Here is a 22647-nt window from a genome sequence, read left to right as displayed (position 1 = left end):
TTTTCTTATCAGCCTTGCCCGGCGCATGCCGGGTTTCCAGGCGTGCTCCTTAAACCACTCGGACATCTCTCCGTTTAATTTTTTTCTTTGTCTTTTGTCGCAAATTTTTAAAAAATCTTTTTAGCAACAACGCAGCTTCCGATGCTAAAATCCCGGAAACCACTTTTGGACTATGATTTAATTTTTTGTTTCCCAAAACCCTTACAACAGATCCACATGCACCGGCTTTTGAATCAGAAGCCGCATACACCACCTGCTCTATTCGAGACCAGACAATAGCACCGGCACACATCGCGCAAGGTTCCAAAGTCACAAAAAGCCGACATTGTTCCAAACGCCAGCTTTTCAAACGGCGTGCCGCCTGCCGCAAGGCAATCATTTCTGCATGATAAGACACATCCTGTTTCTGCTCTACCCGGTTATATCCCCGCCCGATAATTTTCCCTTGATGGACAATCACTGCACCCACCGGAACCTCATCCTGCTTAAAAGCTTTGCGAGCTTCCCGCAACGCCAATGCCATGTAGGCTTCATCTTGTTTCATAAAAGCTCCCGGCAATTGGCCTGGCGGGCGAACACTCAGGTTCGCCCCTACATATTTTAAAAAATGGTGCGCCCAAGAGGAGTCGAACCCCTAGCCTTCTGATCCGTAGTCAAACGCTCTATCCAATTGAGCTATGGGCGCATAATCCGTTAAGAGATTTAGAATTATACGCAACCAGGCTTTTTCACACAAGAAAAAATATTGTTTTTTTGCCTTGCCCATCCAATAGTACCTCTCGTCCATGCCTATAATAAAAATATCAATTCAGTGCTCCGTTTTTACTCAACGATATCCACTCGCTTCATCAACGGGCTGCGCCAGCGTCCCAAGTTTTCAATATCTTTACTGGTCGGGGCTTAATATGCATGCTATATAATCCAACCTTTCATATCCATACCTGGCGCTCCGTCCTAAAGGGTAATCATTCTGGGACGCTATGCCTCCCATCGTGTTCGTGTATCACGATAAATGGCTTGCTGTATACGCTTATCCTCGCTATAATGGGCTGTTTTCATTCTAATAACAGGCAGGAATCCTATGAGCGCAAACGCAAGCATAAAACCCTTTCCTATTATTGTACGAATTTTAATGACCATTCTGGCAATAATTCTTATCGCCCTATCATTTAAACTTATGAAAACACTATCACAACCCAGCCGTTATATTAATGCCTGTATTGTTGTGGAAAAAGGACCGGGCAAAGCACGGAATCTGGATGACCTCCAAATCATGAATATAAACAAATATCTTTATTTGCAGGGTCCAATCGTCTCAGCGGCGGATGAAAAATCCACCAAAAACATGTTCCAAACCAATCATCCTCCGGTACTGGACACTGCTCTTTTTTATGACGAAACCGGCGCGGTAGAAATTCTGTCCCACGGTTTACCGAAAACCGCGGATAAGTATAAAGAGTATGTTTTTAATGAACCCCTCCATTTCATCGGTTGGCGCCGGGGGGACTCCGGACTCAATCTTTTTGCTCTGGCAAAAACCAAGGATGCGCTTTTTGATATGCTTTATCACTCTTCAGAAAACTGGAAAACCACCTTGTTTGCCCAGGGACTGCTTTTGGCCGTCTTTGTGTTCACGATTTTTTGGCTTTTCGCAATGGCGCTGCTTTCCAATCCATCACTGCAATTGGTCCAGCTGCTTATCGTGAATATTATTTTTCTGTTTTTATTTTATAGCGTGTTAATTTTATCTGCCTATCCCTTATTGGCAACACTGCTGCAAACCATAGAGATTGTTGCTCTGGCCAACCTTATTTTTGTGCCGATCTCTTATCTTTTAAAACGAAACGCGGCGACCTAGTTTTCCAGGAGGTTTTACAATGCGTATTGAAAAATTAAAAAACCATATCAACTTTCAAAAAGACCGTTTCGGACGCTCTGTGGTCATGAGCTCAGATAACGCGGCGCTTTTTCTTTATAGCTTTAAACCGGGACAGACCATGACCGACCATACCCATCCTTTTTCAAATGAATATCTTACTGTTATTGAAGGCGATGCCGTCATCTCTGTCGGTGTTGAAACGGTGGAAGTAAAACCGCACCAGGTTGTATTTGTCCCGCGGGAAACAATCCATTCCATTCAAAACAACACCAAGAAGCCGTTACTGGTTTCCAGCTTCATGTCACCCAAACCTTGATGCTGTCAACCACCTGCTTGGCGGCACCCTCATTTTTTAGGCTTCTTTCTTGACGTTATGACCTCCTTTGCTTACTATAATAGCCGTGAATTCGCAGGCCTTATGTCGGGAATGTTTTTACACTAGCAAACGACGATACAAATCAGTTTCCTCGATACAGCTTCTCTTTCCTGCACTTTCATGTGAGATGGTTAAACCGATCCCACCCAACAACCACGGAGGTATTTATGGCTGAAGATAAATTTGATGCAATCGTTGTAGGCGCCGGTCCTTCCGGGCTGGCCGCTGCAATGGCGATGGCCAAGGCTGGTCTCGAAGTAGCTCTTTTAGAGCGCGGCGCGTTTGCCGGATCTAAAAATGTTATGGGCGGAATTTTCTACCGTCACCCCCTGGAAGAATTAATTCCTGATTTTTGGAAAAACGCACCTTTAGAACGCACAATTATTGAGCAGCGTTTCTGGATGCTTGGATCGCAGGGACATACCGGCGGCGGCGTAAGAAGCCAGACCTTTGCCGGTGATAAGCCCAACTGTTGGTCCGTCTGCCGGGCAAAATTCGATCGCTGGTTGGCAGAAAAGGCGGAAGAAGCCGGCGTGATGATGCTAACCGAGGCAACCGTGGAATCACTTCTCCAGGAAAACGGCAAGGTCGTGGGGGTACACACAAACCTTGAGGATGGTGATCTTCGCGGTGATGTCGTGGTCATCGCTGACGGTGTAAACTCGCTTTTGCTGCGCGACCTGGGTGTGCACGCTGAAATTAAACCCAACCAGGTCGCAACCGCGGTCAAAGAAATTATTTCCCTGCCTGCTGAAAAAATAGAAGATCGCTTCAATGTCGAACCCGGCCAAGGTGTCTCCATCGAACTTTTCGGTTCCATCACCCAAGGCGGGGTGGGTCTGGGGTTTCTCTATTCCAATCAGGACAGCATCTCTTTGGGGGTGGGTGTTCTGACTTCCGATCTGGCAAAGATGCGTGTGACACCAAACGATATTTTAGAGGGGGTCAAAAACCACCCCAGCATCAAGCCGCTCATTGCCGGGGGTAAAACCGAAGAATATTTGGCCCATCTCATTCCTGAAGGCGGTTATCATGCCGTCCCCAAAGTCCATGGCAATGGGTGGGTTGCCGTTGGAGATGCCGCCATGCTGGTAGACAGCATCCATCGTGAAGGCTCCAACCTGGCAATCAAATCAGGCATGCTGGCCGCCCAAACCATTATCCAGGCTAAGGAAAAAAATGACTTTTCCGAGACAACTCTGGCGGATTACCGCAAGTCACTTGATGCCAGTTTTGTTATGCAGGATTTAAAAAAATATAAAGGACTCTCCCATTATCTGGAAAGCAACCCCCACTTCTTCGATGTTTATCCCGACCTTATCAATGATGCCGGAGCGGCATTTTTCACGGTCAACGGCGAAACCAAGTGGGAAATGCAAAAACGCATTCTTACGATGGTGAAAAAAAGACGGGGGATTATCAAAGCTGCTCTGGATGCCATCAAAGGAGGACTCACACTCAAATGAAACTCGAAGATAAACTCTTTCTGGTCACCTTCAACGCGGATACAGAATCGCATCTTTCGATCAAGGATCAGGCTGTCTGTGAAAAATGCCGGGACAAACCCTGTATCAATGGTTGTCCTGCCGCCTGTTGGGAATTAGAGCATGAAAAAAACGAGGTCATGGTTGCTTTTGAGGGATGCCTGGAATGCGGGACATGCCGAATCATCTGTCCTCATGACAATGTTGATTGGAAATACCCGCGTGGTGGTTTTGGGGTCAAGTACCGTTTTGGGTGATCGTAATTTTCTTGTTGCCCACCGCACCTACCTTCTCGACTGGATGACACATGGATAAATCCCGGTTGCGCCGACCTGCGCTGATAAAACGCCGTGCCTTATCCTCTGCGTTTCGGGCACACGCTGCTGAATTGATTTTGGAAAAACTCCTGTCTGACAAGCGCTGGAAAACGTCTATCCGGGTTGGATGCTATCTGGCCATGCCGGAGGAAGTCCCCACACAGCTTATCCTTGAGCAGGCCTGGCAAGTTGGAAAACAGGTGGCCGTGCCGGTCGTTTCCCCGGACCGTCGGCAAATGCATTTTCAACAGCTTGATTCTCTTGATCAATTAGCACCCGGACCACTGGGTATTTTACAACCGCGTGTTCCTGCGTCCAAAGTCCGCTTTGGCCGGCAGGATCTACTACTGATTCCCGGTGTCGCCTTTGATACCCATGGCAACCGAATCGGTATGGGCAAAGGATTTTATGACCGTTATCTTCCCGACTGTCTTGCGCATCGCTGTGGCATCGCCTTTGATATCCAACTTGTTTCACAGCTACCTTCCGCGCCGTATGATATCCCCGTGGATATGCTTGTTACAGAAAAACGGATTATGCACTCTTTGCATCCTTCTTCTCAGCACCATCCCGGCGAATTGCCTGCTTAATTTGTTTTGGGAAGTCGCGGACATTGATGGGCTTAGTAATAATCCCCTGGCAGCCGGTTGCCAAAATTTTTTCCTGGTCCTCCGGCATCGCATAAGCGGTAAGCGCGACAATCGGAATGGCTTTGTACGCGATATTCTCAAGGAGCTCCCTAATCAGAGTATAGCCGTCCTTGCCCGGTAATTGCAAATCCATGAGAATGATATCCGGCATATGGGTCTGAAGCACTTTGTAACATTCCCCGGCATCCTCCGCCTTGAGAACACAAAACCCATCCGCTACGAGCACATCACAAAACAACTCCATGTTCAACGAATTATCTTCAACAATCAGGACCACAGCTGTGTTTATCATCCTTTATTTATCTCCTCGGAATTTTCATTTTCTTCCGGCTTGGTTTTTACCGGTAAAACCACCGACAAAGTGGTTCCCTGGTCCACCGTGCTTTGCAACCAAATAGCGCCTTTGTGCAATCCGATCAGTTTGCGCGTAAGCGCCAATCCCAGGCCCGTGCCTTCATATCTGCGTTTAGGCGTCTGATCGGCTTGTTCGAACTCAATAAAAATTCGTTCTTGGTCCTCCTGCTTAATCCCGATGCCGTTGTCACGAACCGTAAGGTAAACCGACTCAACCGCCACCTTGAAAGACTCCGCCCCCGGCCCGCCTTCAAAATAGGTGTTCGGTTTAATTTCTTTGGTGCCAATAACCACTTCGCCTTTTTCTTCGGTAAATTTAATCGCGTTGGACAATAGATTATATAAAATTTGTTTGAACTTCGAGGCGTCACCGTGCATAACAACATCCGGTGCCAGCTGTGCATGCAGATGAATATTTTTTTTATACGCCAATGTTCGGATTGTGTTTTGAACTTCTTCGATCACCCGATTGATGGAATAAGGTTCGATAACCAACTTCATTTTCCCGGCTTCTACCTTTGAAATATCTAAAATATTGTTAATCAGCTGCAATAAATGCCGTCCCGAGGTGTGAATGTTATATAAATATTTTTCCTGCTTCTCGTTTAACTCGCCGAACATCTTTTCCCGCAAAACCTCCGTGAACCCGAGAATGGAATTCATCGGTGTGCGTAACTCATGCGACATATTTGCTAAAAATTCGGATTTCATTCTGGATATTCTTTCCAGTTGGGCGTTCATACTGATCAGCTCTTCTTTTTGAAACTGGAGTTCCTCGAAAATTTCATACAGCCGAAGATTTTTCTCCACCACTTCCCGCGTTCGTTCCTTGATGATAATTTCGTTTTTGAAATTCATTTTTTTCAAATTTTCGGCCAGTTTGGATTTTTCTTGAACAATCACATGCTTATCCTTGATAATCTCCTCCAATTGCTGATAGGATTTTTCGAGTTTTTTCAGCATGACCATAAATTCATCCGCAAGCTGCTCAATTTCATCCTGTGTATGAATGTTCAGTTCAAAATCATTGACACGCCGGAAACGTTTCCCCAGGGACAAACCATTTTCATCAAATTCAAACGTTTCATCCGCCACCAACTTCATGGCCCGTGCCAAGCGTTGGATGGGCTTAATAATAATACGTGAAAAAAGCCAGGCAATCCCCACACCCAAAATAACAAACAAAGCAACAAGCCCGGCAATCGTAAAACTGCGCAGCTGCTTTGTCTCGTGCCGGGATTGCTTCAAAATACCCACCCGCACAATAGGATGCGCCACCTCCTGCTGTGTCAGAGTGTCCGCTGTGCCCTTAACTTTGGCGGGAACCCTGTACTCCAGAATATTTTTACCCGCCTCCTGTGAATAAATAACCTTAAGCGGTGTCTGCAGCAATCTCTCGTCTGCTGAAAGGTTCGTGACTTCTTGCTCAGCATGCTTGACCAGATGCATTTTCGCGATGCCGTCGGAATAAATCACCTGTACATAAGCGACCGCCTCAAGCCCCAACAAAGCCTGTCCCAATAATCCCATTGCCGGCGCCCCCGGCTTTACCCCCTGTTCCAGCTGCCGGGCAAGCGACTTGGCCAGATCAAATCCCCAGTGATCCGATTCCGACTGCACAGATAAAACAGCGATTTGGTGAAAAAAAAGAAAAAACACCGAAATAATACCGACAATCACTAACGTGATGGCAATGGTAAATTTAAGGTGTAATCCCGTCTTAATCTTTTCGGTAAACTCTGGAAAATCAGTTTCCTTTGCCTGCCGTCGCTCGGAAAATAATTTATCCGTTTCCTGCTTGTTTTTCACAGCGAAATGATCTCCCCGTTTATTTTTCCGTACTCTATTTCCAAAATACCCACAGAGGGATAGGGTGCAAAAAGTGAATCCGTCGGACTTCCGGGATTCATATACCAAATACCGGCTTCTTCGCCCCAAAAAGGCAGATGAGTATGTCCATAAATAATCACATCTGGTTTATTAAATTGTTTCCGAATACGTTCGCGGATCTGATTCCTCGGGCCTCCATAACCGTGGATTAAACCAATCCGGATACCGTCTATCTCCATCTGCCGTTTCAGTGGCAGGCTGTTCAACGCGCTGTCCATATTTCCGGCAACTGCCAAGACCGGCGCGATGCCTTCGAGTTCATCCAGTACTTTCTGGACTTCTACGTCACCGGCATGCAGTATATAATCCACGCCCTTGAAAAGTGAAAATAATTTGGGCGGCAGGATAGGTGACCGAACCGGTATATGTGTGTCTGATAAAACACCTAAACGTTTCATTTTTTCCTCATTTCATTATATCGGAAAACACTTAATTTAAATTGGTTTTTTCGTATACCTAAATTATTATCGGTGAAAAGCAAACGATACTGTCGTTGGCGTAAAGTCGCAACTGTTCTGCCAGATACCTTCCGCACCCACAACAATCACGTCTCGTCTCCCCGTTTTTTCATTCACGCCGGCACGATAAAGAAAAAGCCCACCTTTACGGTGAGCTTTTTAAATCATGAACAATTGATCAGCAGAACAGTAGATCGCCGCCTTTATTACTGTTCCGCTGGTCTGCTTTCGGCTGCTCCAATTTTTTCGCTTTGCGAAAAAATTATGGCGGAGAGGCAGGGATTCGAACCCTGGGTACCCCTTGCGAGGCACAACTGATTAGCAGTCAGCTGCCTTCAACCACTCGGCCACCTCTCCGTTTTGCGCAGCAAAACAGCTCTGCTGCTCTGCTTTCTGATGTTAATTCACTTACATAACAGTATATAAAACCATGAACAATTGATCAGCTGAACCGTAAATCGCCGCCTTTATTACTGTTCCGCTGGTCTGCTTTCGGCTGCTCCAATTTTTTCGCTTTGCGAAAAAATTATGGCGGAGGGCGAGGGAGTCGAACCCCCAAGTCCGTAAGGACGGCAGATTTCAAGTCTGCTGCATTACCAGTTATACTAGCCCTCCAGATACACAGGAAAAGCATAATATAATTTTATACCCCGAAAAACAAGCCTAATATTTATTCCAAATTTCCTTCCGGCGTAATCCGCTTCTTCCCGCCCATATACGGACACAGTACCTCTGGAATCGTGATACCGCCATCCGGTGTCTGATAATTTTCCATAATCGCAGGCAACAAACGTGAGGTTGCCAAACCCGATCCGTTTAAGGTATGACAAAACTTGGTTTTACCATCCGTATCTTTAAAGCGGATACTTGCCCGCCGTGCTTGAAAATCCTCGAAATTTGAGCAGGAGGAAACTTCCCAATAGCGTTTCACACCACCATGCCACACTTCGAGGTCATACCCTTTGGCACTGGCAAATGACATGTCGCCGGTAGAAAGCACAACCACGCGGTAATGCAAATTAAGTTTTTGTAAAATCGCCTCCGCATCTGCTACCAATTTTTCCAACTCTTCATACGACTGCTCCGGATGTACGATTTTGACCAGCTCCACCTTATTAAACTGGTGCTGGCGTACAATCCCTTTGGTGTCTTTTCCATAGGATCCTGCTTCACGCCGGAAACACGGTGTATATGCAGCATACTTGATAGGCAACTGATCTGCCGCAAGAATTTCCTGTCGATGAAGGTTGGTCAGCGGAACTTCTGCTGTGGGAATTAAAAAAAAATCTTCTTCATCTGTCTTGAACATATCATTTTCAAATTTCGGGAGTTGTCCCACACCGGTCATGGAGTCACGGTTTGCCAGTAAGGGCGGAATGATCTCTATATATCCCGCCTGCTCCGTCTGCATGTCCAGCATAAACTGGATCAATGCGCGTTCCAAACGTGCGCCAATATTGCGATAAATCACAAACCGCGCGCCTGTGATTTTTGCAGCACGTGCGGTATCGAGCATGCCCAAGCTCTCACCCAACTCCCAGTGCGGTTTGGCGGTTTCAAAGAGTGCCGGCGTTTCTCCCCATTTTCGAATTTCTACATTTGCCTTCTCGTCTGCGCCGCGCGGTACCGAGGCATGCGGAATGTTGGGAATACGCAAATACTCATCGCGTAATTGGGCGTCCAAATCTGTAATCGTCTGGGTCTGCGTTTTGATTTGCTCGCTAACCGCGCGCATGGCTGTAATATCAGCCGTTGCATCTTCTTGCTTTTTTTTCTTTTGCGCAATTTGATCGCTGACTTCATTGCGGTGGGCCTTGTGCTTTTCCACTTGCGCTGTCATTTCCCGCCATTGCTTATCCCGCGCCAATAAAGCGTCTAAATCAAATTCCATACAGCGGTCTTTTAACATCTGCTGTATCATCTCCGGTTGTTCGCGAAATAATTTTCGGTCTAACATTATCTTTATCCTTTATCGCTATTTAATAAATACTGAAGAACTCATTGTGTGGTGCGCTTTGACCAGGCGTACTTTGTTTTTTCTTGTTGCGTAACCCGCCCGCTTCGCGAAGCTCAAACATAACGCACTTCAAAAAAACAAAGTACGCCTGGTCAAAACCGACGACATCACAATTATCTTGCAATTATACGCTACACATCCAGATTTTTTACTTCCGGTGCATGCTTCTGAATAAAATTGCGGCGTGGTTCAACCTGGTCTCCCATAAGTACCGTAAAAATTTTATCCGCCCGGGTGGCATCTTCAATCTTCACCTGCAAAAGCTTGCGATATTCCGGATCCATGGTCGTGGACCATAATTGATCCGGATTCATTTCACCCAAGCCTTTGTAGCGCTGAATGGTCAACCCTTTTCGCCCGGCCTGCTTGATAATTTTTGAAACCTGCTCTAAATTAAACAGCTCAAACTGTTCCTCGTTAATTTCCAGATTAAAAAGAACCCGGGGTTTTTTTATGTCTTCGTTTGCTTTTTCTTCTGCAATAATTTTATCAATATCAATCCCGTTTTTTTCAATTTTCTTAAGATACTCCTCCGCCAAGCGTAACTCACCGATATCCTTAACCGCAATATACTTGGGTTCTTCAATTTCCGGGGCAGCTTCCTCCAAATCGGGCTTGGCCATGGCTTGCGTTTTACTCTTACCCGCAGAAACGCTTTTTTTCTTAGTCGTTTTTTTCACAGCGCTGTCTCCGCGCGCCTCTTTGAGCGCGGTCTTTTTGATTTTAGCAATCAACTTCTCCAGATCTTCATCACTGTAAACATATTGCGGCCCTATGGGCGTCATCACTTCATACATGGGAAGTTTTTTACTGCCCCGGCGTAATTCCAGATATTCCTCCAACGCAAGTCCTCTTCTGACTAACTTGGGTCGAAGATTACTCAGCGCTTCCGCGCTTTCCAGGAATTCCAGCAGCTTCACTCCTTGTAAAACCAGGTTTTGCTTTTTATCCCGCAGCCGGGTTAGCTTGGCCTCCGCCCCGCCGGCTGCAATCAAAAATTTATCCAACTGAGCTTCGTTGTCCAAATACTTCTCATTTTTATTTCGTTTTACACGGTAAAGCGGCGGTTGTGCAATGTAGATATAGCCTTTCTCTATCAACTGGCGCATCTGCCGAAAAAACAAGGTTAATAAGAGCGTCCGGATGTGCGCACCATCAACATCCGCATCCGTCATGATAATCACCTTATGATAACGCGCCTTCTCAATATTAAACTCTTGTTCTCCAATCCCACATCCCAGCGCAGTAATAATTGTTCGAATTTCTTCGTTATTTAAAATTTTATCAATGCGGGATTTTTCAACATTAAGAATTTTTCCTTTAAGCGGTAAAATGGCCTGAAAACGGCGGTCCCGTCCCTGCTTGGCTGAGCCGCCGGCCGAGTCCCCCTCTACCAGGTAAATCTCTGACCCGGCGGGATCTTTCTCCGAACAATCGGCCAGCTTGCCCGGCAAACTATCACTTTCCAAGGCCCCTTTTCTCCGGGTAATCTCACGCGCTTTACGCGCCGCCTCACGGGCTTGGGCGGCATTCACCGATTTATCAATAATCCGGCGGGTTACGCCCGGGTTCTCCTCAAAATAGGCGGACAAGGATTCATTTACCGCTTCTTCCACCCAGCCTTTCACCTCGCTATTACCCAATTTGGTTTTGGTCTGCCCCTCGAATTGCGGTTCGCTAATCTTGACTGAAATAACGGCAGTCAAACCTTCGCGAATATCCTCCCCCTGGATTGAAACCTTCTCGTGCTTGATTAAATTACGGGACTTGGCGTAACTATTGGCACAACGGGTTAATGCGGATTTATAACCTACGAGATGCATGCCGCCTTCCACCGTGCTAATATTATTTGCAAACGTAATAATATTTTCATTGTAGCCATCGTGATACTGCATTGCAATCTCTACTGCAAAACCCTCTTTTTCTTTCTGAAAATAAATCGGAAAATGATGGATAAGATTGCGGTCGGCATTGAGGTACTTCACAAACGCCACAATCCCTCCCTCATAATGGAAGTTTACGGATTTTTCTTCATCCCCGCGTTCATCACTTAAACGAATCTTAATCCCTTTGTTGAGAAAAGCCAGTTCGCGCAACCGATGCGCCAGGGTATCAAAGGAGTATTCCAATACAGTAAAAATTTTCGAATCCGCTTTATAAATCGTCTTGGTCCCGGTCTTTTTGGTATCTCCCTTGCTGAGTACCTTGGTGCTCGGGACACCGCGTTTATAGGCTTGCGTAAAAACCTTGCCGCCCCTCCGCACTTCGACCTCAAGCCATTCCGAAAGGGCATTCACGCATGACACACCCACACCATGAAGACCTCCGGACACTTTATAGGCGTTGTGATCGAACTTCCCACCTGCGTGTAGGGTGGTCATAACCACTTCCAGCGCAGATTTTTTTTGTTGCTTGTGTAATTCCACCGGAATCCCGCGGCCATTGTCTGTAATGGTAATTGAATTATCCGCATGAATTATTACGTTGATTTCCGTGCAATAACCTGCCAGCGCTTCGTCAATTGAATTGTCAACCACCTCATAGACACAGTGGTGCAATCCTTCTGCTGCTGTATTCCCAATGTACATGGCAGGCCGCTTCCGTACAGCTTCCAACCCTTCTAAAACGGTTATTTTATCCGCCCCATAAGTACCCGCGCCATCATCCGGGATAACCGGCTTATCATCCTTGGCTTGTTTAAGCAGCTGATCCGCCATCTCTGAAGCCAATGCATGATCTTCTTTCGTGATTTTCTCATCTGCCAGAGATTTTATCTGCACAGCCTGATCATCAACCAATGCTTTTGAAGCCTTGGTTGATGATGCAACTTTAGACAGCTTTGTTGGTTTGGCAGCTTTTTTTACTTTTTCTGTAGACTTTACGGCCTTTTTTGCCATTTCTTGCCTCCGTCAAATTAAAAAAATTCTTGTCCTGGGACTGTAAGCGGTTAGATAGTGTTTTGGCATCAATTGGCGAACAATAAATTCTATTATCGACGGCGATGACAAATGAACGAAAAGGACCCTGACCGATATAATACGGCTTCTCGGTTTTAATCAGTCGTTCCAGCAACCCATCCAACAAAGATCCTTTTTCTATTTTAGAAATCGCGATAATCCCCATCAGTTCCCCATAGGAGAGTGTTACATCATTGCCCAAATGTAGGAACATGGAATCAACCGCTTCCTAAATATACTGATTATTGCCCAATTTTGAAAATAATATCCTCTACTTCTATATTATATGTAGAAAATATATTTTTGGCTTCAATTTTAATCTTTTCCTTTAGAAAAGTCAACTCATTCATCCATGCGGCGCTTTTTGTTAAAACAATGAGTCTTTTTCCACGAATTTGGTCAACCCGGGTGTTTTTCGCAATCCTGTCCCCAACAATTTTTTTCCAAATTGCGCCCATAATAATTTCCTGCTTCTTTGACTGATTCTCCCATTTGGCAAGCAAGTCGCCTACCAGGCCGTCTATTTTTTTCGGCTTAACTTTGGGTCTTTTCTTATTATGATGCATGTCCCTCGTTTACTGCCTTTCCATTCAAAATATTAAAACTCCGAGCCCTGCTTTCCAGCGGAAGGAATTGTGTTTTCTCTGTACCTGTGATAAATATTTGCATCCTTTTATCCAGTATGTCCATCAATTTTTTTTTTCGATAGTCGTCCAGTTCCGAGAAAATGTCATCCAAAAGCAGCACCGGATACTCCTCGGCGACTTGATAAATAAAATCTACTTCTGCCATGCGGATACTGATCGCAACCGACCTTTTCTGCCCCTGTGACCCAAAAATCCTTGTATTTATGCCGTTAATACTTATTTCCAGGTCATCGCGATGTGGCCCGATCATTGTCCACCCTTTCCGTAGCTCTTCGTGATGTACTCTCTTTTGCTTATCTACAAAGGCTTTTTCGTAATCCGCAGGGCTTATCTCATGACTACCACATATTGAATCACTGTATGAAACCTTTAATTGTTCACTTTTATTGAGAAAAAAGTGCTTTTTCTCTGCTATTTTGTTAATTTCACATATGTTTTTACTTCTTTTTTGCGATATTTTGGTTGCATACTGTGCAATTTGTATATCCCATGGCTCTTTTATTGATGGATTGGCTTGATTGTCACGAATTTCCTTTAGCGCATTATTTCTGTGCTTCAAAATTTTTTGATAATTCATTAAATCAAACAAATATGACTTATCGATCTGGCAAAATAGGATATCCATAAAGCGCCTTCGGTAGGAAGCATCACCTTTTAGCAGCATCAAATCTTCAGGACAGAATAGCGTAACATTCAAGCTGCCAAGATAGTCCGCATGCTTGTAAACTTGCTTATCATTTACAAAAAGTTTTTTACTTTTAGTCCTGTCAAATAGATATTTTACATCTTTTTCAATCCCCTGCTTACTTATCCGCGCTTCTATTTTAGACACATCCTCAGAAAACCGGATAAACTGTTCATCCTCTGCTTTTCTAAAGGATTTTGTGGTACCCACAAGATAGATTGCCTCGATAATATTGGTTTTTCCCTGGGCATTGCTCCCATACAGCACATTGATACCATCAGAAAATGACACTGATCCATTCTCTATGTTTCTAAAATTGTTTGTAATTAAATGAGTTATGTTCATATACATCCCCGGTGTTTCACGTGCAACACAAACAATAATTAGCCCTGTAGTGGCTTTTTTTTAGGAATCCCAACTTTTCTGGGATATTTATCCTCGGTTTGTTGTGTTTTTTCCACAACCACAATTGCTCGCTTTATATTCGAGAAAGGCAGTTTAAACTCAATGCTATTCTTGATTTTTGAGCTTAAAACATGTAGTGCTTTTAAAGAGTTTTCCACTTCTTTATCCACATTTGGTCCCTTATACTGAACCAGCATACCTGATGTCTTTAAAAGCGGAATTCCCAGCTCCGAGACTAAATTGAACTCTCCCAAAGCTCTTGAAAGGACAATATCATACCTTTCTCTATGCTTTGGGTCTCTCCCCACATTCTCAACATTATTATCAATCAAGCAGCAATCCTTAATATCTAACTCCTCCAGAATACTGTTCAATACCATTATTTTTTTTTTTGACGAATCAATGAATGTAACGCTTAACTCAGGATATACTATTCTAAGTGGTAGTCCTGGCAATCCAGCACCCGTCCCAATGTCTACAACACTCTGCTTTGAAAAATTTATCGCCTTTACAATACTTAGGGAGTCAACAAAGTGCTTAATATAGATGTCTTCTTTGTCCTTCAGTGCAGTAATATTTATTTTTTCATTCCAAAATATTATTTGGTTGTAATAGATATTGAATTTTTTTACTTTGTCCTTTGATAATTCAATTCCAAGACTATTGAGGCTCTCTAAAAACAATTTTTCAATTCTCATTTTATTATCCTTGAGGGAAATGTTGCACGTGAAACATACCTTCCCTTCATCTGCTACTTCCCAATACAGAATTTCGAAAATATACTATTTAAAATATCCTCATCTGACACTTCACCAATAATTTCAGCCAGGCTTTTTAGTGCGCTGTGTATTTCAAACATAGAAATATCATATGCTTTATCCTTCAAAATACTTAATCTCGCATGTTCTAGGCTAATACCGGCAGACTTAAGCAATTTTGATTGTCTCAAGCTGGTAATGATAGGGTTTCCCTGACCAAATGCCTTATCATTAATAACTTCTGCCATTCTGTTAAGAAACTCATCAAGACCCTGCTTTGAAATCATGGATACTGGGATGACATTTTTTCCCTTGTTCTGTAGGTAGAATCCATCCACTGTTGGGTGTCGCTCTAAGTCACACTTATTGAGCAGTACAAAGCCGCCGGTATTGAGTATCTGTGACGCCATCTCCTCCTGTACACTATCCAATATCGTGTTCTGGTCAAGGACATAGACAACAATATCCGCTGCCTTAAGCTGCGTTTTGCTCCTTTCTACCGCTATTTTCTCAATTACATCCTCTACATCGCGTATTCCTGCAGTATCCGACAGGCGGACCTCAATACCTTCAATCTCTATTACTTCTGAAATATGATCCCGCGTTGTTCCGGGAATATTAGTAACCAAGGCCCTTTCAATATTAAGTATGCTGTTAAATAAACTTGACTTACCGGCATTTGGCGGTCCGGTCAATACCACCCAGCAACCATGTGTAAGATAGCGTCCTTTTTCCGCACTGCTAAGCATTTCCATAATAATATTAATGACCTGTGTGATTCTATTTTCCCAATCTTTCCCTTTTGAATCAACCTCAAAATCAATTACAGCCTGCATTTCCGATATAATACCTGTAATTTTTAACTTCAAATCATTGCATTTATCTGTCAAAGCGCCATCCATTTGCTGCCAGGACGCATGGACCGCCTTCTTGGTCCTGGCATGGATAATTTCATTAACCGCTTCTGCCTGTATAAGGTTTATGCGCCCGCTTTCCATGGCCCTTCTGGTAAATTCGCCTGGCTCCGCCATTCTGGCACCTGCCTGAATAACTGTTTCAAGCGCATATGCCATAATCGCCTTACCACCATGGCAATTCAATTCAACGGTACATTCGCCAGTATAAGACTTGCTTTTCGGTAGATATGCAACTAAAACTTCATCAATTTTTTCTTTATTTAAATTTTTGAGAACTGCATGAAAAAACCTTCGCGTATGACTGGATGCCATCTGAAGAATATCTTTTTTTGAAAAAACGATCCGGCTTGCAATGGTAAGGGCGTCCGGACCTGATATCCGTATAATTCCGATCCCACCTCTCCCGGGCGGAGAGCTAATCGCTGCAATTGTGTCCTGCCCATCAACCATTATTTTTCTCTTTATGTGACTTGCTATTCACTCGCTGCTTCATTTTTCCTTGGGGCAATCACCACGCGCCGATAATTACCCTCACCTGTACTGTATGTAACTACCTCTGGATTTTCTTTCATGTAGAGATGGATAATGCGCCGGTCATAGGGACTCATCGCCTGAAGTTCCTCTTCCTCTTTTGTCTCGGCAACCTTCTGGCCAATTCGCTTTGCCATCTTCTCAAGAATTACTTTATGCCGAATTCTGTACCCACCAACATCAACAACCACGCGGGCTCGATGGGTCGCGTGATTGTGTACCATGCGATTGATCAAATATTGCAAAGAAGAGAGTGTTTGGCCATGCCGGCCGATGAGCAGGCCCTCAGCGTCACAATGGATGTCTAAATAGACTGAATTTTCAACTTCACTGGCCTTTATTTTTGCATTCGAAATTCCCATGAGGGTTAGGACCTTTTTTAAAATATCCTGGCTCTGAGAGGTAGCCTCGCGCAATGTTTCCTGGTCTACCTCAGGAAAGTCGCTGTCTCTTTTTTCAGTGGTATCATTATAAATAACACGCACCTTCGCCATTTTAGCCAATCCAAAAATCCCTTTTGTCGGTTCCTGGATAATTTCGATCTGTGCACTCTCTTTCGAGCAACCCAACTCCTTAATTGCCGCCTCAATAGCAGCATCAACTGTTTTTGCTTCCTGAATACTTTCCGCCATAATAGAATACCTCCCCAATAAAAATCCATAAGCCATGTTATCGCGTCATTAACAATCCTAGCAGCTTATGGCAATCACGATCAATAAAAATTCACGGACTTACCCGGCATATAGCTCCCGGCACCCGGCATTCGCCCCCGCATACGCAGGGCAAGCTGGGCAAGTCCGCTGGACACGGTCCGCCGGACGCAGTACTCCGGGCAGGCTGCCCCAACCTGATGAATAATATATCACCGGGACACGTCGCAGCCTGTGGTATTTTTGTCCTGATAAGCTCAAATAAATTTTACGTCTTGCGATTAATAAATGCTTGCTGCCCAATTGACAGGATATTTGAAATAACCCAGTACAACAGCAATCCGGACGGCCAAATAAATGAGAAAAATGTCAGCATGGCCGGCATCATATAAAGCATCATTTTTTGTTGCGCGGCGGATTCAGGCGTTGCCGCCGGCGGTGTTGATATTTTTTGCTGTATAAACATTGAAAGACCCATCAGAATTGGAAGAATATAAACCGGATCCTTTGCCGAAAGATCGGTCCATACCCAGAAAAATTCAGCACCTTTCAATTCCACGGCAGATGACAATGTAGCAAACAATGCAAAAAAGACCGGCATCTGCAGCAGCATTGGCAGACATCCGCCCATTGGATTAATTTTGTACTCCTTATACAGTTTCATTGTTTCTTCGTTCAGCTTTGAAGGATTATCGCGATAAATTTCCTTTAAGGTCTTTACGCGAGGTTGCATTGAATTCATTGATGTCTGCATTTTTTTCATGGAGGTATAGCTTTTCTGAGTAGGCCACCACAGAATAATACGGATAAGCAGGGTTAATAGAATAATTGCCAACCCGTAATTACTGGTTAGTTTGAAGAAAAATTTCAGCAGATAATACATCGGTACACTCAAAAAAGTAAACATACCAAAATTGACAATCTTATTAATTTGGTAACCCACGGCTTTCATGTCTTGATAGTTTTGCGGCCCAAAATAGACTTTGACGACATACTCCGTCTTTGCCTGCGGTGCTATTTTTTTCTCTGGTAAAAAAACGCTCATGATAATCGACTGATCCTCCCGGCGATTAACCACTGCGTTTTTAAATGTACCTGGATCACCATAAAAGAGCGCACAAAAATATTGGTCGCTCATGCCGATCCATCCATTTTTCAGTTCAACCGGAATAACTTCCGCTTTTTTCTTAGGTTTAATGCGTGTTATCTTGCCATCGTTAAACGCAACTGCTTGCCGTATGTTATAGCGTCCCTTGCCAATTGTCTTGCCAGGTCCCCACAATAGAGCAATCTCCTCAACATCAATCATATAGCCGGTATTGTTTTGAATAGAAAAAATCATTGTGCCGGTATAGGCATCACCATCCCATTGCAGCCGCTTTTCCATAAGCAGTCCCTCTGCCGGCTGAATGGAAAAAATCAGAGTACTCCCCGATTTCCTAATATCCCAACTCTTTTGATCTAATTCCAGGTCTGTACCATTTACTTTTGCACGCATTGCAAAATGATTGCGCTCGTCAAGCTGGGTAATTAGTTCCGATACCTCTTTTTTATTTTTTTGACGCTCAATTCTAATGTTAGAAATTCTACCACCCATTGAAACAGCGCTTATTTGAACATATTTTGTGTTTAATTCCTCTTTTTTAAGTATTTCTATACTTTTTTCTTCTCTTTTTTCTACTTTAGGCGCGATTTCAACAATATCTCTTCGCGTTTCCTGTGGCGTTTTAACCACTTTGGTTGATTCAATTTGTGCGCTTTTTATACGGTTTTTAGTATTTTTCATCATAAAATAGTTAGAAAACGCAATTATTCCAATCGAAATCACAATAAATATAACAAATTTTCTGTCCATAATTATCTCCAATGGTAATCCTGTTCTTTAAGGAACCGGATCATAGCCGCCCTTAAAAAACGGATTGCATCTTAATAGTCTTTTAGTTCCAAGCGTCATGCCCTTAATGACACCGTATTTTTCTACCGCGATCATCATATATTCTGAACACGTTGGTGTGAAGCGACAGCCGAGTGGTAAAATCGGTGAAAAATATTTTTTATAAATTCCCAGCAGACCTATGACTATTTTTTTCATTCTACGCCTGCTCTTTTAATCATCGCCAACAACGCTTGCGTCACACACGCATAATTATCATCCCGGATATCTTTAAAAACCACGACAACAATTTTCATATCAAATGGAATCATATTTTTATTTCTGCGATAGGCCTCGCGTAAAAGCCGTTTGTAGCGAGCTCTCTTTACCGAACCCTTAATGCGCCGGCTGATAATAATGCCTATTTTTCTATCTTTTTCTCCCGAAGAACAAAGGATTTTCATAAAGGGTCCGTTAATTCTTCGTCCCTTCTCAAAAACAGCCTGATATTCTTTCTTGGTTGTTATACGTTCGACTTTTGAAAAAGAAGCTTCTTTAGGCATTCACCTTATGCACTCACTCGCTTTCTTCCCTTTTTTCTTCTTGCGTTGATCGTCTTTTGGCCGGGTTTGGTCTTCATTCTTCCCCGGAACCCGGAATCCTTTTTCTTTTTATCATTGTTCGGCTGAAACGTTCTTTTCGACATTATGATTTCCTTTCTTTTATTGAGACAATTCTACAATGTGGCATATTACTGAATCATTATTTTATTGTCAAGTTTAATGGGGCTACATTATTAATATATACCGCAATTTTTTTTTTCCACAGTCTAAAAACTATTTTCCGTTTTTTTATTGATTTTTCAAGCATATATCTCCAGTCTTACCTCTTGTTATTCATTTTTACCTTTAGTTTTTAATTGTTTTTGCGGTTTTCCACAATTGTTAATAATTTTGTGGAATACTTTTTTTTGTATTCCCATAATCTCGTATTTATGCTATCTTCTTTCACATATTAAATTTTTTATTTTTTCATGAGGTTTTGTATGTCATTTTCGGCAGATGAATTGTGGTCAAGCGTTTTATCCGAGCTTGAAAATAATTTAAATAAACAAAGTTTTGAAACATGGTTCACACCAACACGAGCCATTCTTTTTTCTGAAAACAAACTCGTGATTGAAGTTCCTTCCCGTTTTTTTTGTGATTGGCTCAATGAACATTATCTTTCATTACTCAAAGAAATTACTTCCAAGATAGCGCAACAGGATGTTTCTGTCTTATTCAATATTTCTACTGAATTACAAGCGCAACAACAATCCACTGCCATCTCTTCCGAGGCAACTTCCTCGCAAATGAATCCTTCTGCTTATTTCCATGCTCATGAAACACAAAATATTGCAAATTTGGGTACACCGCTTAATACAAAATATACCTTTGACAGTTTTGTTGTTGGAAACAGCAACCGTTTTGCCCAGGCCGCTTCCATGGCCGTTGCCGAATCTCCCGCAAAATCTTATAATCCTCTTTTTATTTATGGCGGCGTGGGTCTGGGAAAAACCCACCTCCTGCAGGCTATTGGCAATTATATAAAACAGTCCAATTCCGAAAAACGCGTCCTCTATGTTTCTTCTGAAACCTTTATGAATGAAATGATTTCTTCAATCGGATCCGGAAAAATGCGGGATTTTCGTGACAAATTCAGAACGGTGGATGTTTTGTTGATTGATGATATTCAATTTTTGGTTGGCAAAGAAAGTACGCAGGAAGAATTTTTTCATACGTTTAATGATCTTTATAATGTTCATAAACAGATTGTCGCCACCTCTGATTCTCATCCCAAGGAAATAAAACTGGAAGAAAGGCTCCGTTCACGTTTTGAGTGGGGGTTGGTTTCCGATATCCAATTACCCGATTTTGAAACCCGGGTCGCTATTTTAAGCAAAAAAGCTGCATCTGAAAAAGTATTTATTCCCAACGATGTGTTGGCGTATATTGCCAATCAGGTTAAATCCAATATCCGGGAATTAGAAGGATCGCTCATTCGGGTTATGGCTTATTCTTCTTTAACCAAAAGTGACATCTCCCTTGATTTAACCAAAGAGGTTTTACGCGATCTTTTTTCAGATGATTATCGTCCAATAACAATTGAACGCATTACCGAAAACGTTGCCAAGGAATTTAATTTAAAAGTTTCCGATCTTAAAGCTAAAAAAAGGACCGCAACCATTGTTTATCCACGACAGATTGCGATGTATCTTGCCAGAGAAATGACTGATTTTTCTTTACCTGAAATAGGCCGCTTTTTCGGTGGCAAAGACCATACCACTGTTATTTATGGTTTTGATAAAATTAAGGATAAACTTGTCAGTGATGAGAAACTTCGCAATTTAGTTAACCGGTTAATGACACAATTAAAAGACAATAGCAGTTAATAATTTTATAATTTTTTGTTGAATACTTGGATATTTATGTTAATAATTTTTTTTATTTGTTAATTATTTTCTTTTTATGTGTTTTTTGTTAATAGTGTTGATTTCTACCTGGGTTATTTTTTTTTTTAAACATTTTTTTCTTAAGCTTTATGTTTTTTTCATAATGCTTTTTAGAGTTACTAACAAATTAACAGGCTCTATTACTAGTACTACTTACTTATCTAATAGGAGGTTATAGTATGAAATTCATATGTAAACGCACAGATCTTTCTCACGGTGTTCAAACCGTCCTCAACGCCGTTTCAAGTCGGAACACCCTACCCATCCTTTCCAATATTCTTTTTGAAGCAGATGAAAACACACTACTACTTACAACAACAGACCTTGAAGTTTCCATTAAATGTCAAATAAGTGCTCAAATAACATCACCCGGAAGTATTACCATACCTGCCAAACGGTTATCGGAAATTGTAAGAGAATTACCTGATAGTGATGTGACTTTGTCAGTCAGTGATAATTCCATGATAACTCTTTCATGTGATAAATCACTTTTTAAATTAAATGGTCTGCCCAAAGATGATTACCCTGTATTGCCAAAAGTTAAAACTGAAAAAGGATTTAATCTTTCAAAAAAAGAGTTACATGCCAAAATAAGAAAAACCATTTTTTCAGTTTCCACAGATGAAACCCGTTATGTTTTAAATGGTGTTTTATTTATGGTGGATAAGGATAAAATGCTCATGGTATCCACAGACGGCCACCGTCTTGCCATTATAGAAGAAAAACTGGAAAAACCACCGACACAAAAATTTAATTATATTGTTCCAGCCAAAGCACTGCAGGAATTAAGTAAAATTATGGATGATGAAGGTGAAATTAATATTCAATTAAATGATAATCAAATTATTTTTTCTGATAAAGAAGTTGTTTTGATGTCGCGTTTAATTGATGGACAATTTCCAAATTACAATCAAGTTATTCCAAAAGAGTCCGATAAAAATATTATAAGTCAAACAGCTGAATTGCTTGCAGCAACCAGGCGTGTATCCTTGATGGCATCTGATAAATCCAGTTCGGTTAAATATACAATTAGTAATAATAAACTATTGATTACCGCCAATACACCTGAGGTGGGGGAAGCTCAGGAAGAAATGGATATTGATTATCAGGGTGAAAATCTTTCGGTTGCATTTAATGCAAAATATGTTTTAGATGTTTTAAAAAATTTGGATGATGGAAAATGTTGTATGGAGCTTTCCACCAGTTTAAATCCGGGAATATTTAAACCGGAAAAAAGTGATGCGGGTTATCTTTGTGTTGTGATGCCCATGCGTATTTAAATAAAAATGAATTTGTTTTAATAGGAGT

General features: G+C 42.5%; 23 protein-coding genes and 3 tRNA genes. 7 read left to right on the top strand and 19 right to left on the bottom strand.

Annotated features, from left to right (window positions below):
• Positions 1-49 precede the first annotated feature (49 nt).
• Both tadA and K8S19_03610 read right to left on the bottom strand, forming a co-directional pair.
• Positions 50-544 carry a tRNA adenosine(34) deaminase TadA gene (tadA, locus tag K8S19_03615; GenBank protein ID MCD4812763.1) on the bottom strand — a complete coding sequence of 165 codons (495 nt, stop codon included), beginning with the start codon at positions 542-544 and terminating at the stop codon, positions 50-52.
• Between the two features lie 64 nt (positions 545-608).
• A tRNA-Arg gene (locus K8S19_03610) sits at positions 609-685 on the bottom strand.
• 396 nt (positions 686-1081) lie between these two features.
• On the opposite strand from K8S19_03610, the gene K8S19_03605 reads away from it, so the two are divergent.
• The 5 genes from K8S19_03605 to K8S19_03585 all read left to right on the top strand — a co-directional run bounded on the left by K8S19_03605 (position 1082) and on the right by K8S19_03585 (position 4646).
• On the top strand, positions 1082-1858 hold the full coding sequence (locus tag K8S19_03605) for a hypothetical protein (GenBank protein ID MCD4812762.1): 777 nt from the start codon (positions 1082-1084) through the stop codon (positions 1856-1858).
• Positions 1859-1877: 19 nt separating this feature from the next.
• Positions 1878-2195 (top strand): cupin domain-containing protein, encoded by a 318-nt coding sequence (locus K8S19_03600; protein MCD4812761.1) that lies wholly within the window; start codon positions 1878-1880, stop codon positions 2193-2195.
• Positions 2196-2422: 227 nt separating this feature from the next.
• Entirely contained in the window at positions 2423-3721 is a 1299-nt protein-coding gene (locus K8S19_03595) for an FAD-dependent oxidoreductase (protein MCD4812760.1), read from the top strand.
• A complete protein-coding gene (locus K8S19_03590) occupies positions 3718-3996 on the top strand; it encodes a 4Fe-4S dicluster domain-containing protein (GenBank protein ID MCD4812759.1) in 279 nt (92 codons plus the stop codon). The genes K8S19_03595 and K8S19_03590 overlap by 4 nt, the downstream gene beginning before the upstream one ends.
• Positions 3997-4046: 50 nt before the next feature.
• Positions 4047-4646: a 5-formyltetrahydrofolate cyclo-ligase gene (locus K8S19_03585; GenBank protein MCD4812758.1), complete on the top strand. Its 600-nt coding sequence runs from the start codon at positions 4047-4049 to the stop codon at positions 4644-4646.
• Here the strand turns inward: K8S19_03585 and K8S19_03580 are convergent.
• The 17 genes from K8S19_03580 to rpmH form a co-directional block, all read right to left on the bottom strand.
• On the bottom strand, positions 4591-4998 hold the full coding sequence (locus K8S19_03580) for a response regulator (GenBank protein ID MCD4812757.1): 408 nt from the start codon (positions 4996-4998) through the stop codon (positions 4591-4593). The genes K8S19_03585 and K8S19_03580 overlap by 56 nt on opposite strands.
• The gene (locus tag K8S19_03575; protein MCD4812756.1) at positions 4995-6869 is read right to left on the bottom strand and encodes a HAMP domain-containing protein; all 1875 of its coding nucleotides are present in this window, start codon (positions 6867-6869) and stop codon (positions 4995-4997) included. Before K8S19_03575 ends, K8S19_03580 begins: the two co-directional genes overlap by 4 nt.
• Complete coding sequence (locus K8S19_03570) at positions 6866-7348, bottom strand: metallophosphatase family protein (GenBank protein ID MCD4812755.1); 483 nt, start codon at positions 7346-7348, stop codon at positions 6866-6868. The genes K8S19_03575 and K8S19_03570 overlap by 4 nt, the downstream gene beginning before the upstream one ends.
• Before the next feature lie 325 nt (positions 7349-7673).
• Positions 7674-7765, bottom strand: a tRNA-Ser gene (locus K8S19_03565).
• Between the two features lie 172 nt (positions 7766-7937).
• Positions 7938-8023 (bottom strand) — tRNA-Ser (locus tag K8S19_03560).
• A 55-nt stretch (positions 8024-8078) separates the two neighbouring features.
• Positions 8079-9365 (bottom strand): serine--tRNA ligase, encoded by a 1287-nt coding sequence (serS, locus tag K8S19_03555; protein MCD4812754.1) that lies wholly within the window; start codon positions 9363-9365, stop codon positions 8079-8081.
• A 191-nt stretch (positions 9366-9556) separates the two neighbouring features.
• A complete protein-coding gene (gyrB, locus tag K8S19_03550; GenBank protein MCD4812753.1) occupies positions 9557-12142 on the bottom strand; it encodes a DNA topoisomerase (ATP-hydrolyzing) subunit B in 2586 nt (861 codons plus the stop codon).
• 112 nt (positions 12143-12254) lie between these two features.
• Positions 12255-12596, bottom strand: coding sequence for a hypothetical protein (locus K8S19_03545; protein MCD4812752.1), 342 nt, complete (start codon positions 12594-12596; stop codon positions 12255-12257).
• 28 nt (positions 12597-12624) lie between these two features.
• The gene (locus K8S19_03540; protein ID MCD4812751.1) at positions 12625-12885 is read right to left on the bottom strand and encodes a DUF721 domain-containing protein; all 261 of its coding nucleotides are present in this window, start codon (positions 12883-12885) and stop codon (positions 12625-12627) included.
• A gap of 52 nt (positions 12886-12937) precedes the next feature.
• A complete protein-coding gene (gene recF, locus K8S19_03535; protein MCD4812750.1) occupies positions 12938-14059 on the bottom strand; it encodes a DNA replication/repair protein RecF in 1122 nt (373 codons plus the stop codon).
• Between the two features lie 38 nt (positions 14060-14097).
• Positions 14098-14817, bottom strand: coding sequence for a 16S rRNA (guanine(527)-N(7))-methyltransferase RsmG (gene rsmG / locus K8S19_03530; GenBank protein ID MCD4812749.1), 720 nt, complete (start codon positions 14815-14817; stop codon positions 14098-14100).
• A 53-nt stretch (positions 14818-14870) separates the two neighbouring features.
• Positions 14871-16244, bottom strand: coding sequence for a tRNA uridine-5-carboxymethylaminomethyl(34) synthesis GTPase MnmE (gene mnmE, locus K8S19_03525; protein MCD4812748.1), 1374 nt, complete (start codon positions 16242-16244; stop codon positions 14871-14873).
• 23 nt (positions 16245-16267) lie between these two features.
• Complete coding sequence (locus K8S19_03520; GenBank protein MCD4812747.1) at positions 16268-16957, bottom strand: protein jag; 690 nt, start codon at positions 16955-16957, stop codon at positions 16268-16270.
• A 286-nt stretch (positions 16958-17243) separates the two neighbouring features.
• Positions 17244-18830 (bottom strand): membrane protein insertase YidC, encoded by a 1587-nt coding sequence (gene yidC / locus K8S19_03515; protein MCD4812746.1) that lies wholly within the window; start codon positions 18828-18830, stop codon positions 17244-17246.
• A 27-nt stretch (positions 18831-18857) separates the two neighbouring features.
• Complete coding sequence (yidD, locus tag K8S19_03510) at positions 18858-19067, bottom strand: membrane protein insertion efficiency factor YidD (protein ID MCD4812745.1); 210 nt, start codon at positions 19065-19067, stop codon at positions 18858-18860.
• Positions 19064-19411 (bottom strand): ribonuclease P protein component, encoded by a 348-nt coding sequence (rnpA, locus tag K8S19_03505; protein ID MCD4812744.1) that lies wholly within the window; start codon positions 19409-19411, stop codon positions 19064-19066. Before rnpA ends, yidD begins: the two co-directional genes overlap by 4 nt.
• A 5-nt stretch (positions 19412-19416) precedes the next feature.
• Positions 19417-19554 (bottom strand): 50S ribosomal protein L34, encoded by a 138-nt coding sequence (gene rpmH, locus K8S19_03500; GenBank protein MCD4812743.1) that lies wholly within the window; start codon positions 19552-19554, stop codon positions 19417-19419.
• A 339-nt stretch (positions 19555-19893) separates the two neighbouring features.
• Here rpmH and dnaA point away from each other — a divergent pair, with 339 nt between their 5' ends.
• Positions 19894-21279, top strand: a complete 1386-nt coding sequence (gene dnaA, locus K8S19_03495; GenBank protein ID MCD4812742.1) for a chromosomal replication initiator protein DnaA — start codon at positions 19894-19896, stop codon at positions 21277-21279.
• 239 nt (positions 21280-21518) lie between these two features.
• Complete coding sequence (dnaN, locus tag K8S19_03490) at positions 21519-22619, top strand: DNA polymerase III subunit beta (GenBank protein MCD4812741.1); 1101 nt, start codon at positions 21519-21521, stop codon at positions 22617-22619.
• Positions 22620-22647 lie beyond the last annotated feature (28 nt).

Source organism: bacterium, assembly GCA_021108215.1.
Classification (GTDB): Bacteria; Oederibacteriota; JAAXVQ01; order JAAXVQ01; family JAUVAV01; genus JAIORK01.
This window is presented reverse-complemented; position numbering and strand designations above follow the sequence as displayed.